Genomic DNA, 13803 nt, shown 5'->3' on the forward strand with positions numbered 1-13803 from the left:
AAGGGGCATTGTTGTTTTCCATGTGAAATGTTGGAAGCCGTCACTCCAATTGAACCACTTTGGCTTCGATTCGTTTCCATGCATGACGACCGTCGAAATCCTTGATCAGCTTGAGCACGACCGCGCGACTATGCCGAACAAGCGTCGCCGCGCAATGAAAGAACTCCAGTCGGAATCTTGCAATCGTATAACCCTGATGCATCGGTTCGCAACAATCGCGCTTAAAGCGTTCGAACAAATTGTAGGCCAGCAACTTGATCAGCAGATCGACTTCATTCGCTTCAAAATCACTGGTCGCGATCCGGTCCATGGAAAAACCGTCTTTCGCCTCTTTGATGTAATTTTCCATGCAGCAACGCTGGTTGTAAAAGCGCCATAGGTCAATTGGTTCCCACTCCAGGTTGGTTACAATCGCTTCATACTGCCAGTCCTCGTCGAATACGATGCGGCCTTGACCGTCTTCGCAGACTTGCGTCTTACGAATGACCGCTACGCGACGGGGCTTTTTCCAGGACGTAGCTTTGTAAATCAAAGTGATGCCCTCGATGATCCAGTCCTCGTCGACATAGCGCGTCCAGTAGCGACAAGCCGCCACGTCGCTTGCGAGGCGTTTGGTCCATTTCATTTTGCCGACGTAACCGATCTTGCGGCCTTCCCACAGTTGGTAGAAATCCTCGCCGCCAAAGCCTTTGTCGAACCGGGCGTACGCCACTTGGCGCTCGCCGAGCAGTGCGAAGGTTTGCTGCAAAAAGTCGATTGCGTCGGTTGAAGAATGCGTGTTGCCGGGGCGAAGCCTCGCATTCAGATTCAAGTGGGTTTGCCCTTCAAAAGCCAGCAACGGATGGTAGCTGTTTCGTCCGGGCTTATGCGGATTGGTGCCTTTGGCCGCGCCGGCCTGCTCCCCGTATACCGTCTCCACCGAGGAGTCCAGATCAAGGATTGGCTTGGACGGCAAGCAGAGATGAATGATTTCCATATTCAGCTTGCGCAGTTCCGTCGGGAGCTGCGGGCAGGATCTGCCCAGACGCGCGAGCTCCTTGTACAGCAAACTGTGATGCGGCAGACGGCCTCCCAGAAAACGACAAAGCAACACATCGTGCTGTAACTTGCGGAAATGAAAAATACGCCCGCAGCCCAGCATCCAGCCAACCATTAGATAGAGCAGGATGCGATGAACAGGAAAAATGGCGTTGTGCGCTTTGCCGCCGGAAAGGCGCTGCATGGCCTCGGCGAGCTTGATTTTTTCGAGATAGGCCAAAAAGATTTTGACGCCGCCGAAACTCGTGGCGTTCTGCAGCGAAAATTCGCTCTTGATTTTGCTGACCGGTGTGGTAGACTTCACCTAAAAGGTGCTCCTCTCTTTGGGTGATGTTGTCCTGGACAAACACCATTCTACCAAAGATTTGGAGCCCTTTTTATGTTTTTAATGCGCAGTACTTTCGAAATTCAGGTTGAATGCCTTAGAGCCTGTCTTCAAACTTAAGCCATCCATATCATAATCGAAACTAATGTCAAAAAAGCCTTGAACGTACAGGCTAATTTCTCAAACCGTGTAGCAATGCGACGATAATGCTTAATTTTATTAAAAAAACATTCTACCCCGTGGCGTTCTTTGTAAAGCCACCAGTCGCAATCTCGCTGAACACGGCGAGACTTTTTACTGGGAATCACGGGATTGGCTTGTTGACCCTGTAGAAGATCAAGGATTGCATTCGTATCGTATCCTCGATCCGCCAAGACATTGGTTCCAGTAAGTTCCATGGACTTCAGCATTTCGTAGCCCGTCATACAATCATGACTTTGTCCGCCGGTGAGTTCAAAACGCAAAGGGTTACCCAGTGCGTCTACGATGGCGTGGATCTTGGTCGTGAGTCCGCCTCTGGATCGCCCGATGGCTTGAAATTGCTGCCCCCTTTTGCCCCGGCTCCATGCTGATGAACGCGAACGATGGTTGCATCGATCATCACATTCTCGAAGTCGGGTTCTATCGAAACATGCTCTAAAATCTGCTCCCACACCCCAGACATTTGCCAGCGGCGAAATCGGGTGTATACGGTTTTCCAGGAACCATAATACTCCGGTAAATCGCGCCAAGGCGCGCCGGTTCTTGCAATCCACAGCATGGCATTCAACATCGTCCGATTGTCTTTTGCTGGCCTTCCGCCTTGCTTTTTTCGCTCGGAGGGCAGCAAGTCTTTAATAATTTCCCATTGTTCGTCGTGTATTTCGTATCGTCTTCTCATACCCTGATTCTACCATTATTTTTACTTGATTAATAGTTTGAAGACAGACTCTAGTTCAAAGCAAGGAAAAGTTACAAAACAAGTCAAAGCGCAAGTAGTGTTTGAACTAAGGCATGAATTCCCTATTACAGCCTTGCTGCAGCTGGCCCAGATTCCACGTAGTAGCTACTACTATTGGGTAGCCACCTTGGAAAGGCCGGACAAAGATGCCGATGTAAAAGCCCGCATTAAAGCCATATATGATGAGCATCGAGGCCGATATGGATACCGCCGTATTCGGGATCAATTACACAATGAAGGGCACCAGATCAACCATAAGAGGGTGCAGCGAATGATGGGCGAACTCGGTCTGAAATGTACGGTCCGGATGAAAAAGTACCGCTCGTATAAGGGGAATGTCGGGAAAATAGCACCGAATGTTTTAGATCGAAATTTCAAAGCGAAGAAGCCCAATGAGAAATGGGTAACCGACATTACAGAGTTCAAATTATTCGGTGAGAAGGTTTACTTATCCCCGATGTTGGATTTATTTAGTGGAGAAATTATCACCTATACAATAGAATCACGCCCTGTCTATTCCCTTGTTTCCAAGATGCTGGACAAAGCGTTTGAACATATAAATGACGGAGATCAACTGATGATTCATTCAGATCAAGGCTGGCACTATCAAATGGGGCCATATCAGCAGGCATTAAAGAAACGTGGGATCACACAAAGTATGTCACGCAAAGGAAACTGCTATGACAATGCGGTTATTGAGAATTTCTTCGGTATCTTAAAATCCGAATTTTTATATAGACAAGAGTTTGAAAGCATGGAACACTTTAAGAAAGAGCTCAAACAATATATCGATTACTACAATCACAAACGGATTAAGGCAAAATTAAAGGGTATGAGCCCGGTTCAATACCGGATTCACACCCTAAAGGCTGCTTAAACTTTATAGTGTCTAACTTTTTGGGGTCACTTCATTCCTCATAGGTTATCGAGTTAGCTCATAGCAAAAAAATACGTTTAAAGCAGCGTGCGCATAGGTTCTATGCAGTCCGGTGCGTCATAGCGCGAATTGCCGACCCTCGCATCCACTTCATAGGACGTCATCTTATCGGCCGGATAAGGCGTTAGCAGAGGCAGCAGCGGGCGTACATCGGCAACGGTTCTGTCGAGCCAAATCTTTTCGGCTTCCCGCGGCAGGATGACGGGCATCCGGTCATGCACGCCGGCGACGACCTCGTTCGGCGACGTTGTGATGATCGTACAAGTATGAAGCTTGCCGCCGCTCGGATCGACCCACGTATCGTACAGCGCAGCCATGCCGAACGGGGAGCGGTCCTTCATGACGAAGCGGACGGGCTGCTTCGCTCCATTGCCCGTTTTCCTCCACTCATAGAAACCGTCGGCCGGAATTAGACACCGCTTGCGCATGAGCAGCCGCTGAAATCCGGGCTTCTCGCCGACCGTCTCCGCACGCAAATTGATCGGCTTGGGACCGCCGCCCGCTTCTTTCGTCCAGCCGGGCACGAGTCCCCAGCGCAGCTCTCCCAACCTTCCCGGCGCTCCCTCGCCGCCTCCGAGGATCGCCGGAATCCACTGTCCGGGAGCTACGTTATAACGCGGGCCGTAACTTGCCGGACCGCTGCCCAGCAAAAAATGGAGCATCAGCTCCTCCAGCGAAACGGTTATGGTGTAACGGCCGCACATCAGCTTGTCCCCCATTCATCCACTTTGCTTACAAAAACAGTCAGCTTTTCGGACAAATCGATCTCGTACAGCTGAGTCAGCTTCCTTCCGTCCGCCTCTTCCAGCACGCGAACCGTCGGCCTTTGCGGAACCGCCGGATTGATGCGAACGACGACGCCTTTTTCCCCGGTGCTTAAGGTGACGGTAAGTCCCAGCGGATAGATCGCTACATTATCTCTGAACAAAGCGACCTTCTTATGCTCGTAAAGGGTACCCACTCCGGCAAACAATACTTCCATCGCCTGATGCGGCAGCATCGCCAGCCGATGCGGACGATGCGTCGTCATCGAATCGTAGCTGTCGACGATAGCGATCCATTTGGCATATTCGTGAATCTCATTGTCTTTGATTCCCCGGGGATAACCGCTGCCGTCCAGCCGCTCATGATGCTGAAAGGCGCAATGCGCCGCCAGCAGCGGAATATTCGGCTCGTCCTTCAGCAGCTTGAAGCCGAATTCGGCGTGCTTCTGCACCTCCGCCTTTTCTTCGGCCGACAGAGGGCCCGCTTTTTTTATAATATCCGGGTTGATTTTCGTTTTCCCGATATCGTGCAGCAGCCCGCCGAGCCCGATCGTCGCGAGCTCGTCGCGGCCGTAGCCGTACGCCATGCCGAGCATGGTGGCGTATATGCACACGTTCAACGAATGCTGATACAAGTAGTTGTTAAGCACGTTCATATTCAACAGCATGATCAGCGGACTTTCCCGCGAATCCAAATCGTCCATAATCATCTTCATCACGTTGCCGAACGCCTTGCCCATAAACTGGCTTTTGGAAAATTTGGCCTTGCCGCTGCTCTCGACTATCATTTTGAAATGATTGCGAATTTCGGACAGCGCCTTGATACGGGTTTCATCGGAAATAGGCTCTTCTATGACCACGTCCGCCGTCGCTTCGTCTTCGATGTATAAAAAATCAATGCCCAGCTGCTGCAGCCGATTGATCAGCGTTTGCGATAACTGAGCATGCTCCTTTAATAAAATGATGCCCTCTTCGTTAAAAATACATTTCCCCAGCTTCATGCCGGGAACGCAGGAACGCGTGGGAATTAACCGCACAAAAATACCTCTTTCGTCGTAGGCTTTAGCTTAAATATAAAAGAAAGCCAGGCAAAGAGCAACTATTTTGCACGCAAGGAACAAATCCCCCAAAAGCCATCCATGCCGCCGACGCGGCACCACAGACAATGGAAATGGGGTACCAAGAGTAATTTCCAGGGTAGTGACGTGATGCTCTGAAGCTTATTCCGTTCGCATCCAGGCTAAGCTGGATCGGCGTCTAACCATTCCTCTGGGATCGTTCTATGGTTAGACATTCCAATCGGGGGAGGATATCCACTAGAAATTGCTGCGCATCATTTCCTAAACAACAAAGAAAGCCGCCCGGAAGAGCGAGCGGCCGAAAGGTAAGATGAATCCGGTGCAGAAGCGGGGACGCTCCTGCTTTAAACGATAAAGTTTTGATTCTCGATATTATTGGTGACATGCGCTCCGTTGGCCGGATTCTCTGCGCCCGGCTTGGAGTTTTTCATCATGCTCTGAATCCGGTCAACGACCGTCGGAGCGGAATCGATCAACCGTTCAAGCAGATGGGTTTGATTATCGAGCGGCACAATCTTGACGCCATGCTTGCCTACAACGAGGAAGGCGATCGGCGTAATGGACACTCCGCCGCCGCTGCCGCCGCCGAACGGAAGAGATACTTGGGCGTTCATCGAGTCGTTCTTATGCGTCCCGGACCCTTCTTCGCCGGAAAATTCGCTGCCCCCCGCCGCAAAGCCAAAACCGACTTTGGAAATAGGCATAATGACGCTGCCGTCGGGAGTTTCCACCGGATCTCCTACGATCGTATTGACATCGACCATTTCCTTAATGTTTTCCATGGCGACTTTCATTAAGCCTTCGATAGGATGTGCTGTCATATTTCCTCCTCCGTTTCGTGTAACTGTGAAAAGCATAAGGATTCCTTTTGCATCATTAGCTTTTCCCCTAACGAAAGAAGCTATGTATCCATACCGAAATTGCTGCGCATCATTTCCTAAACAAAAAAAACGGGCGTTCATCGAAACCAGAGGCTTCGTAAACGTCCCGGTGCAGGCAGCATCCATATAATCGCTTATTGAGCCGCGTTCTCCAATGCTTCCAGGCCGTGCCGATCGTAGAAAAACGGCCCTTTCGCCCAAACGCATGCCAAATGCATCAGCAGCTCGGCCGTCATCCGTTCCCGGATCGCCGAATACGCTTCATCGTCATATAAATTATTCCATTCGTTAGGATCATCCGTCAAATGATACAGCTCGCCCTGAAACCGATCCACGCGGCCGATGGCGTCCTCGATGGCTCCCGGCAAATACATGATCAGCTTCCACTCTTTTTTGCGCCACATAAGAGACGGCGCCGAATGAACGGACAGCTTGTTCGAATATCCTTTGCCGTGGAACTCGCAGAACGTTCCCGCCCGCTGTCTCGCTCCCAGCAAATCCAGCCCCGGCAGCTGCGGATTGCGAGGCGATCCGGCTACTCCGGCAAGCGTCGGCACCAGATCGACCAGCTCGGCCGGGCGCTCGTCTATCGTTCCGCGCAGCGGTTCGGGAATATACGAGCCCGACAAAATCATCGGCACCCGAACGCTGCTGTCATACAGACAATATTTGCTGAATCGGTAAGCCCGTTCTCCCAGCATCTCTCCGTGATCGGATACGAATACGATCAGTGCGTTATCCAGTCTGCCTTGGCTCTCCAGCTTCTCCAGCGCCCGCCCGAAATAATGGTCGAGCCAGGAGCAGTTCGCCCAGTACCGCAGCGTCGTGCGCTTCCTCTCTTCCGGTGTCATCTCGCTCCACACTTGCTTTTTCTCCAAATACTGCTGCCGGCTCGACTCGCTCACTTCATCGGTTGCAGCCAGGTGAGTGCCGTTCTCGTCCTCCCATGGCGGCTGGGGAATATCCGGAATATCGTTGATGTCGTATAAGTCCTCGAATTGTTTGGGTACATTAAATCCTGCATGGGGCTTCAAAAACGATAAATACAAAAATAACGGCCGCTGCGGGTCAAGCCCCTCGTCAAGAAACTCGAGACACTGCTCGGCTACCCAGCCGTCGCGGTGAAGATGCATGGGCAGCTCGCTCGTGCAGCCGATATACCCGTTCGCATTTTCTTCTCCGCCTCCATAGGATTTCGTCTCTTCATAATATTGCCTGAGCCCTTCGGGTTCCACGTCGCCCATCATAACGGCGCCCTCTTCATAATGCCCGCTGTCTCTGGCCAGTCCGACCGCCCGGACTTCGAACCCTCGGGCCGACGGATTGTCCGTCTTCAGCCCGTGATTCCAATGCGTCTTGCCGAAGCCCGCCGTCTGATAACCAGCCTTTCTCATTAATTCGGGCAGCGGGTCGCTCGGCAGCAGCTTCTCGTCGTACAATCCTCCATGGTTCGTTCTCACTCCCAGTTGGGAAGGGTAATAGCCGAACATCATCGAGCTGCGGCTCGGCACGCACATCGGAGCCTGGCAAACCGCCTGGCTGTATACGATGCCCCGCTCCGCAAGCTTGTCGAGCGTCGGCGTTTTAATATGCGAATTGAACTTGCCGATACAATCCCAGCGCTGCTGGTCGGTCATAAAAAATATAATATTCGGTTTGGACGTTTCCATATCTTCCTCTCCCCTGTTCCGGCAGCAATGAAAACCAGCACCCTCGGCATGTCTGCCAAGGATGCCGGTTGTTCCCGGTATTATTTTCCTATGCGTTTGTTATAAGCATCGGTCATTTCCTGAGTCATTTTCACAACGTTCGGATCGTTTTTCATTTTGTTCACATAATCGTCCCACGCTGTGATCGGAGCGGCGCCGAGCAAAATTTTCGTTTTCAAATCGGTCATATTTTTAATGAATTCCGGCAAAAACTGCTGGGCCGTCGGCGAGTACAAGCCCGTCGAAATGTCTGCTACGCTGTTTTTCGTACGCTCGTCTTGAATTTTGGCATACAGCTCATTCGCTTCTTTGGAGAAGAAGTTTTTCGTCGAGCTCGCGTAAGGGTCGGCGACATAAACAATTTGGTTGAACTCCGGACCGTGGTGTTCGGACAGCGCCTTCGAATCGACGACCTTCACGCCGTCCTTCACGACATGATCGACCCCTTCAAAACCGTAAGTTTGAATATCGAACACATCGTCGTTCATCCATGTATCGACCATCTTCAGAATCTGTTTCATTTTTGCCTCAGGCACCGTCTTAGGAATAGCGAGCGTGCCCGCAAAGCCCGGTCCCTTCGGATTGTAATTGTTGATGGAGGTCAAAGGATAGAAATCGGTATCTTTGAACGTCGGCGTAATTTTGTTGATGTCCGGATAATAGTTTTGCATCGTACCGGCTTTTTCCGCGATCATTCCGGCCTTGCCCGCTTTGAACAAATCGCTGACTTGCGTACCCTTCATGGATGCAAAATCTTCAGGAATCAGCTTTTCTTTTACCAGCTTGCTCATAAATTCAATAGCTTGCTTCTCTTCGGGAAGGAATGCGGCGAATACCATTTTTCCGTCCACATATTTCCAGTTCCCGTTCACGCCTGTGAAGGAATTTTCGATATGGCCCAAAGAACCCATCGGTGCTGCGGAGTTGCTCGGATCGATATTGGCGGTAAACGGAATCGTATCGTTTTTACCGTTTTTGTCCGGATCTTTTTCTGCAAACGCCTTCAGAACCGTGTACAATTCATCGGTCGTTGTCGGCGGTTTCATGCCGAGCGCATCCAGCCAATCCTTACGGATAATGAAGAAGGAATCGGCTTCGGACGGACGAGGACGCGGAATCGAATAATTTTTGCCGTCCTCCATTTTCGTCAAATCCCATGCGGTTTTGGATATTTTGCTCGAAAGATTCGGATAATCTTTTACCAGATCGGTAATATCCCAGAATCCGCCCTGCTGCACCATCGTACGGAATACAGGAGAGAACGGATCGTTAATATAGATCAAATCCGGAATATCTCCCGAGGCCAAGGTCACGTTCAGCTTGTCGGGATAGCTGTTACCCGAAACCCACTGAATGTTCATCTTGGAATTGGTCGCCTTCTCGATGGCCTGCTTAATCGGATTGTCGTCCGGCGGCGGTGTAGGAGTTAATAGAATCGTCATAATACTTACGTTAAGCACGTCATTTGCCTTGCCGCTTTGATTGCCCGCGGATTTGGATTCGCTGCCGCCTCCGCAAGCCGACAATAATCCGCTTAGCAGCATGATTGTCGATAAACTTAGCGCAACTTTTTTCTTTCTCTTCATAATCTTGTGACTCCTCCTTTTGATGGCTGATGCTGATCTGATGCTGATTCGTGTTGATGTAAAGCGCTTGCTGTGACTCCACTGTAAGACAAGGGGCGTCTTCGCACAATCAGACTTTCTTGCAGCCGCCAAAATCGGGCTTTAAGACTTTGTTGCAGGACCAGTAGTAAACGGAAAACGCGCGTTTTCCAGCAGAATACGCGCGTTTCCCCCGTTCATCGTTCCCTGACCCTTTCCCTGAATTGGCTCGGCGTCACGCCTTCGTATTTTTTGAAAATCCGGTTAAAATAGCTCTGCTGATAGCCTACCCGCTCTGCGATCTCCGTAATTTTCAATTCGCTTTCGCGCAGCAGCTGTTTGGCTTTGGCAAGCCGGATATTGGTCAAGTAGTCGATAAAATTGAGTCCCGCGATTTGCTTGAAGGCGCGGCTCAGCGTATAAGGACTCGTGCCGAAATGGTCGGCGCACGAATCAAGCGATACATCCGTCATAAACCGTTCGTTCAAATAGAGCATCACTTGCTCGACCATTTGCTTAAGATGAAAATCCTGTTTGCTGATCAGCTCCTGCACGAACGTCCCGATCACTTTATGCTTGAACCATGTCAGCATTTCCTCCGGCCCCTGCTGCATGCTCAAATGGTCGAACAAATTCGCCCCTTCGAACAGCTGCACCGGGTTCAAGCCGGATTGCACCATGGCGTTCAATATGCTGCCCAGCAGCTGCAGCATCCCCTGCCTGATGACCAGTTCGGTAGAGCCTGCCTTCGAAAGCTCCCGCAAAAACTGCTCGATCAGCTCAGCCGCTTCCTCCTCGGAGCCGAGGCGGATCGAATGAATAATTTCTTTTTCCAGCGCAAAAGGATACGTAAATTGACGCTGCGAGTCGGCCTTGTTCAGCTGTTCCAGATCGATAATCGGGTTCTCCTCGGATAATTCGCGGTAACTGAGCGCCTGGCGCGCTTCGTCGAACAAATAAGGAATCTGCTTCATATGCGGCGTCGGCCCGCTGACCGAAACGATCATTTGCAGCTTGAGCGTCCGGTCCACCGCCGAAACCAGCTCCTGCAAAAACTCAAGCAGCCCGGCCCGCACTTGTTTGGGGGAACGATCTTGCGGTTGGAACAAAAGCATTCCTATCGTCAAGTCGTGAAAATTGACAATTTCCGCTTCGATTCCCCAACTTTCCTTCAATTCTTCGACAATATTCGCAACCGCGAACGCAACAAGCCCTTCATCATCCGATGAAAAGCGCCCTTCATGCCCGGAAAGCCCTCTTACCTGCAGCAGAGCCGCAATAAACAGCCGGTTTTCGGTATTTCTGCCGAAATGCTGAAGCCGGTCGCGAATATCGCGCTCCGAATACGAGAACAAATATCCTTGAACCAGCTGCAGCATGTACCCTTCGCGGACAAGCGGCATTTGCTGGCTCAATGTGTTGCGCAGCGACTCGCTCTCGCTCATGAGCGATTTCCAGTGATTGCTGATAAGCTCAAACTCGTCTTTATGATCGGACCGGGCCGACAGCCCTTCTTCGTCATCGGCAAGAAGCCCGATCAAGCGGCCGACCGGCGTATACAAACGATACGTGCCGAGCCAGGAGAGCGTGAGCGCCAGCAGCAGCCCGGCCAAGCTGATAACTAGAATGATCTTGGAGATGAACAACACCGGCGACGTAATCGCCGTAACAGGCGCTGCAGACAAATAAGTCCAGGTACTGCCGAGCCGCGGGAATGATCCGGAAGAAACGGAATACGTGATTTTGTCGTGCGTAAACAGAAATGAGCTCTCTTGGCCCTCGCGCTTCTCGTACTCCTGCTTCAAGGCGTAATCCAGCTCGGATGGCTTGCCGCCGCCGGTGATAAGCCAGCTCCCCGTGTCCGCCATCAGAATGGACGACCCTTCGTCATAAGGGGTGAGCGTCCGGAGCAGCTTGCTCAGCTTGCTTTCGTCCAGCGAAGCGACCAGGACGCCGAACGGCTCCGGACTGCCGCCGGGGAATTTGGTCACCAGATTCAGGTTGAATTTCCCGTCGCTGTCTTCCGGCGAGCCGGCCGACGCATCCGTCCAAAATATCGTTTTCGGCTGTTTCAAGTAATTGGCATACTTCTTAATCTGATCCGGATTCAAATAAACGTACTTTTCCTTATTCATGACAAACGGCCGGGGCTGGTTCAAAAAAAACTCGGCCTTCTCAATCAACGGATGAGAGCCCTCGATGACGACCATCGTCCGGTAAAGCTCCTGCACTCTGTCGTACTTGTCGGTAAAATTGATGTCCTTTAGCTTTTGATCGAACTTCGGATCGAAGGACCAATGGGAGAAGGTCATCTCCAGGAAGGAGAGCTGATCGTCTATGTTCTCGGCGCGCTGCTTGATCTGGTTCTGATGCAGCCGCTGCAGCTCGCCCTCGATTTTACCGGTGGTAAGCCAGTATATGCCTGCCCCCGTAATTAATCCGGGAATGCAGGCAATCAGCAAAATCATCATCAAGCTTCTGCGGTAAAAGCTGTGCTTGCGGCCGTAAATTTTCTTTCCCGCCGTCAGCCAGCGTAGCTTCGTCTTCTGGTACATCTGCACACCTCCATAGGAGTTATCACACTGCTTGAGAGTGGTTAACTTCTACGAAGGTGTGATAAATCCCTTTATTCAATCTACCCCTTAACCGAGCCAACCATGCCTCCTTTGGCAAAATGCTTCTGCAGGAACGGGTAAATGGCCAGGATCGGAGCGGTAGCGATAATAACGGCGGCCATTTGCAGAGTCGTCGACGGAGGCGCTTGCGCCGCTGTAGAAGAGATCATCAAATCGCTGTTATTGGCGCTCAGCAGCATATTTTGCAGCATTACCTGAATCGGCCATTTGGCCGCATCGTTCAAATAAAGCAGCGCATTGAAATATTGGTTCCAATAGCCGACCGCGTAAAATAATCCGAAGGCCGCGAGCGACGGCAGAGACAGCGGTAAAATAATCCGGAAAAAGGTAGCGATATCGCTGCTTCCGTCAATTGCCGCCGATTCTTCCAGTTCCACCGGAAGGCTGTCAAAAAAGCTTTTCATCAAGATAATGTTCCAACCGCTCGCCAGAGAAGGAATAATCAAAGCCCATACGCTGTTAATGAGTCCGAACTGGCGTACGATCATATAGTTCGGAATAATGCCGGGGCTGAACAAGATCGTGATCAAGATCAGCAGCATGAAAATTTTGCGGCCTCTAAGACGCTTGCGCGACAAGGCATACGCAATTCCCGCAGTAACGACCAAGCTGAGAGCCGTCCCTACCGTCGCCAGAAAACCGCTGTTGCCGATCGAGCGGATAAACGATTTGGAAGACAGCATGTACTCATACGAAGCGAGAGACCAATGCTTCGGCAGCAGCACGAAAGGCTTTTGCAAAAATTCCGAAGGCTCTGTAAAAGAAACGACAATAACGTAATACAGCGGGAAGAAAGTAATGGCGCCAATGATCGCGAGCAATGCAAGATTGGTTATATTGATGACACGGTCGCCCATGTTCTCTCTCATACGGATTCACCCCTGAACCTATTATGGTGCCGGCCGAAGCCGGTATTAATATACGCCTTCTTCGCCGAATTTTTTGGCCACTTTATTGGACAGAATGACCAAAACGAGGCCGACAAGCGATTTGAACAAGCCGACGGCCGTGCTGTAGCTGAACTGCGCTTGCTGGATACCGACCCGGTAGACGTACGTATCGAATACCTCCGCTACCTGCGACACGGCCCCGTTATACATCAGGAAAATTTGTTCGAAGCCGACGTCCATAATATGACCTAGCCGCAAAATCAGCAGCACGACGATCACGCTGCGAATGGCGGGAAGCGTAATGTGAAACATTTGCCGGAATCTCCCGGCGCCGTCCATGCGGGCCGCCTCGTAGAGCTGCGGGTCGATGCCGGCCATCGCCGCCAGGAAGATGATGGTGCCCCAGCCGGCTTCCTTCCAGGCGGACTGGATCGTGACCATAATCCAGAATATATTCGGATTGGTCAGAAACCCGATTCGTTCCATACCGAAGGCTTCGAGCATTTTGTTCACGACGCCTTCCCCTTTGGCCAGCAGCAGGAAAGTCAAGCCGGCAATAATAACCCAAGAGAGGAAATGCGGCAAGTAAACGATGGATTGCACGACTTTTTTATAAATTTCGTTTTTCACTTCATTGAGCATAAGCGAGAGCAGAATCGGCACCGGGAAGAAAAAGACCAGATTCAGCAAGCTGATCGCCATCGTATTGCGAAACAGCATCATGAAATCGGGGTTGGAGAAAAACCGGATGAAATGATCCAGTCCAACCCATTTGCTTTTGAAAATTCCCAGCAGCGGCGAATAGTTTTGAAATGCGATCACAACCTCGGCCAGCGGGATATATTTGAATAAAAGCAGGAACAATAGCCCCGGCAGCGCGAGCAAATATAAATATTTGTCCCGCCTTATATCCTTCCAAAACCTTCTCTGCGAAGACGCTTTATCTGCTGCTCTGTGTACAACCTTCTGAGTATGTGCTTGATTCATAGGGCCAGCTCCC

At 51.0% G+C, this 13803-nt stretch carries 10 protein-coding genes and 1 pseudogene; 1 reads left to right on the forward strand and 10 read right to left on the reverse strand.

All coding sequences use genetic code 11. The features are described 5' to 3' along the window. Window positions 1-40: 40 nt before the first annotated feature. Window positions 41-1342 carry an IS1380 family transposase gene (locus tag SK3146_RS05665; protein ID WP_024982794.1) on the reverse strand — a complete coding sequence of 434 codons (1302 nt, stop codon included), beginning with the start codon at window positions 1340-1342 and terminating at the stop codon, window positions 41-43. 137 nt (window positions 1343-1479) lie between these two features. Next, a protein-coding gene (locus tag SK3146_RS05670; protein WP_249864166.1) for an IS5 family transposase occupies window positions 1480-2243 on the reverse strand; the annotation gives its coding sequence in 2 pieces (ribosomal slippage) (window positions 1480-1907 and window positions 1907-2243; 765 coding nt in all). A gap of 52 nt (window positions 2244-2295) precedes the next feature. On the opposite strand from SK3146_RS05670, the pseudogene SK3146_RS05675 reads away from it, so the two are divergent. Further along, window positions 2296-3180 (forward strand): annotated as a pseudogene (locus tag SK3146_RS05675) (IS3 family transposase); the annotation flags it as partial. Window positions 3181-3257: 77 nt separating this feature from the next. On the opposite strand, the gene SK3146_RS05680 reads toward SK3146_RS05675, so the two are convergent. From SK3146_RS05680 to SK3146_RS05715, 8 genes are all read right to left on the reverse strand, one after another. Beyond that, entirely contained in the window at window positions 3258-3944 is a 687-nt protein-coding gene (locus SK3146_RS05680; RefSeq protein ID WP_249866190.1) for an SOS response-associated peptidase, read from the reverse strand. Continuing rightward, window positions 3944-5041 (reverse strand): HD-GYP domain-containing protein, encoded by a 1098-nt coding sequence (locus tag SK3146_RS05685; protein WP_249864167.1) that lies wholly within the window; start codon window positions 5039-5041, stop codon window positions 3944-3946. Before SK3146_RS05685 ends, SK3146_RS05680 begins: the two co-directional genes overlap by 1 nt. Window positions 5042-5427: 386 nt before the next feature. Continuing rightward, entirely contained in the window at window positions 5428-5904 is a 477-nt protein-coding gene (ytfJ, locus tag SK3146_RS05690) for a GerW family sporulation protein (RefSeq protein WP_249864168.1), read from the reverse strand. Window positions 5905-6098: 194 nt separating this feature from the next. Further along, window positions 6099-7634 carry a sulfatase family protein gene (locus tag SK3146_RS05695; RefSeq protein WP_249864169.1) on the reverse strand — a complete coding sequence of 512 codons (1536 nt, stop codon included), beginning with the start codon at window positions 7632-7634 and terminating at the stop codon, window positions 6099-6101. Between the two features lie 80 nt (window positions 7635-7714). After that, a complete protein-coding gene (locus tag SK3146_RS05700; protein ID WP_249864170.1) occupies window positions 7715-9259 on the reverse strand; it encodes a type 2 periplasmic-binding domain-containing protein in 1545 nt (514 codons plus the stop codon). Between the two features lie 215 nt (window positions 9260-9474). After that, window positions 9475-11832 (reverse strand): AraC family transcriptional regulator, encoded by a 2358-nt coding sequence (locus tag SK3146_RS05705; RefSeq protein ID WP_249864171.1) that lies wholly within the window; start codon window positions 11830-11832, stop codon window positions 9475-9477. A gap of 80 nt (window positions 11833-11912) precedes the next feature. After that, complete coding sequence (locus tag SK3146_RS05710; RefSeq protein WP_249864172.1) at window positions 11913-12782, reverse strand: carbohydrate ABC transporter permease; 870 nt, start codon at window positions 12780-12782, stop codon at window positions 11913-11915. Between the two features lie 45 nt (window positions 12783-12827). Next, a complete protein-coding gene (locus tag SK3146_RS05715) occupies window positions 12828-13790 on the reverse strand; it encodes an ABC transporter permease (protein WP_249864173.1) in 963 nt (320 codons plus the stop codon). Window positions 13791-13803: the final 13 nt, after the last annotated feature.

Source organism: Paenibacillus konkukensis (assembly GCF_023523925.1).
GTDB classification, from domain to species: Bacteria; Bacillota; Bacilli; order Paenibacillales; family NBRC-103111; genus Paenibacillus_S; species Paenibacillus_S doosanensis.

Excerpts from the sequence above, each read along its gene's own strand:
- SK3146_RS05680 (WP_249866190.1), bottom strand. The coding sequence starts at position 3,944 with ATGTGCGGCCGTTACACCATAACCGTTTCGCTGGAGGAGCTGATGCTC.
- ytfJ (WP_249864168.1), bottom strand. The coding sequence starts at position 5,904 with ATGACAGCACATCCTATCGAAGGCTTAATGAAAGTCGCCATGGAAAAC.
- SK3146_RS05695 (WP_249864169.1), bottom strand. The coding sequence starts at position 7,634 with ATGGAAACGTCCAAACCGAATATTATATTTTTTATGACCGACCAGCAG.
- SK3146_RS05700 (WP_249864170.1), bottom strand. The coding sequence starts at position 9,259 with ATGAAGAGAAAGAAAAAAGTTGCGCTAAGTTTATCGACAATCATGCTG.
- SK3146_RS05705 (WP_249864171.1), bottom strand. The coding sequence starts at position 11,832 with ATGTACCAGAAGACGAAGCTACGCTGGCTGACGGCGGGAAAGAAAATT.
- SK3146_RS05710 (WP_249864172.1), bottom strand. The coding sequence starts at position 12,782 with ATGAGAGAGAACATGGGCGACCGTGTCATCAATATAACCAATCTTGCA.
- SK3146_RS05715 (WP_249864173.1), bottom strand. The coding sequence starts at position 13,790 with ATGAATCAAGCACATACTCAGAAGGTTGTACACAGAGCAGCAGATAAA.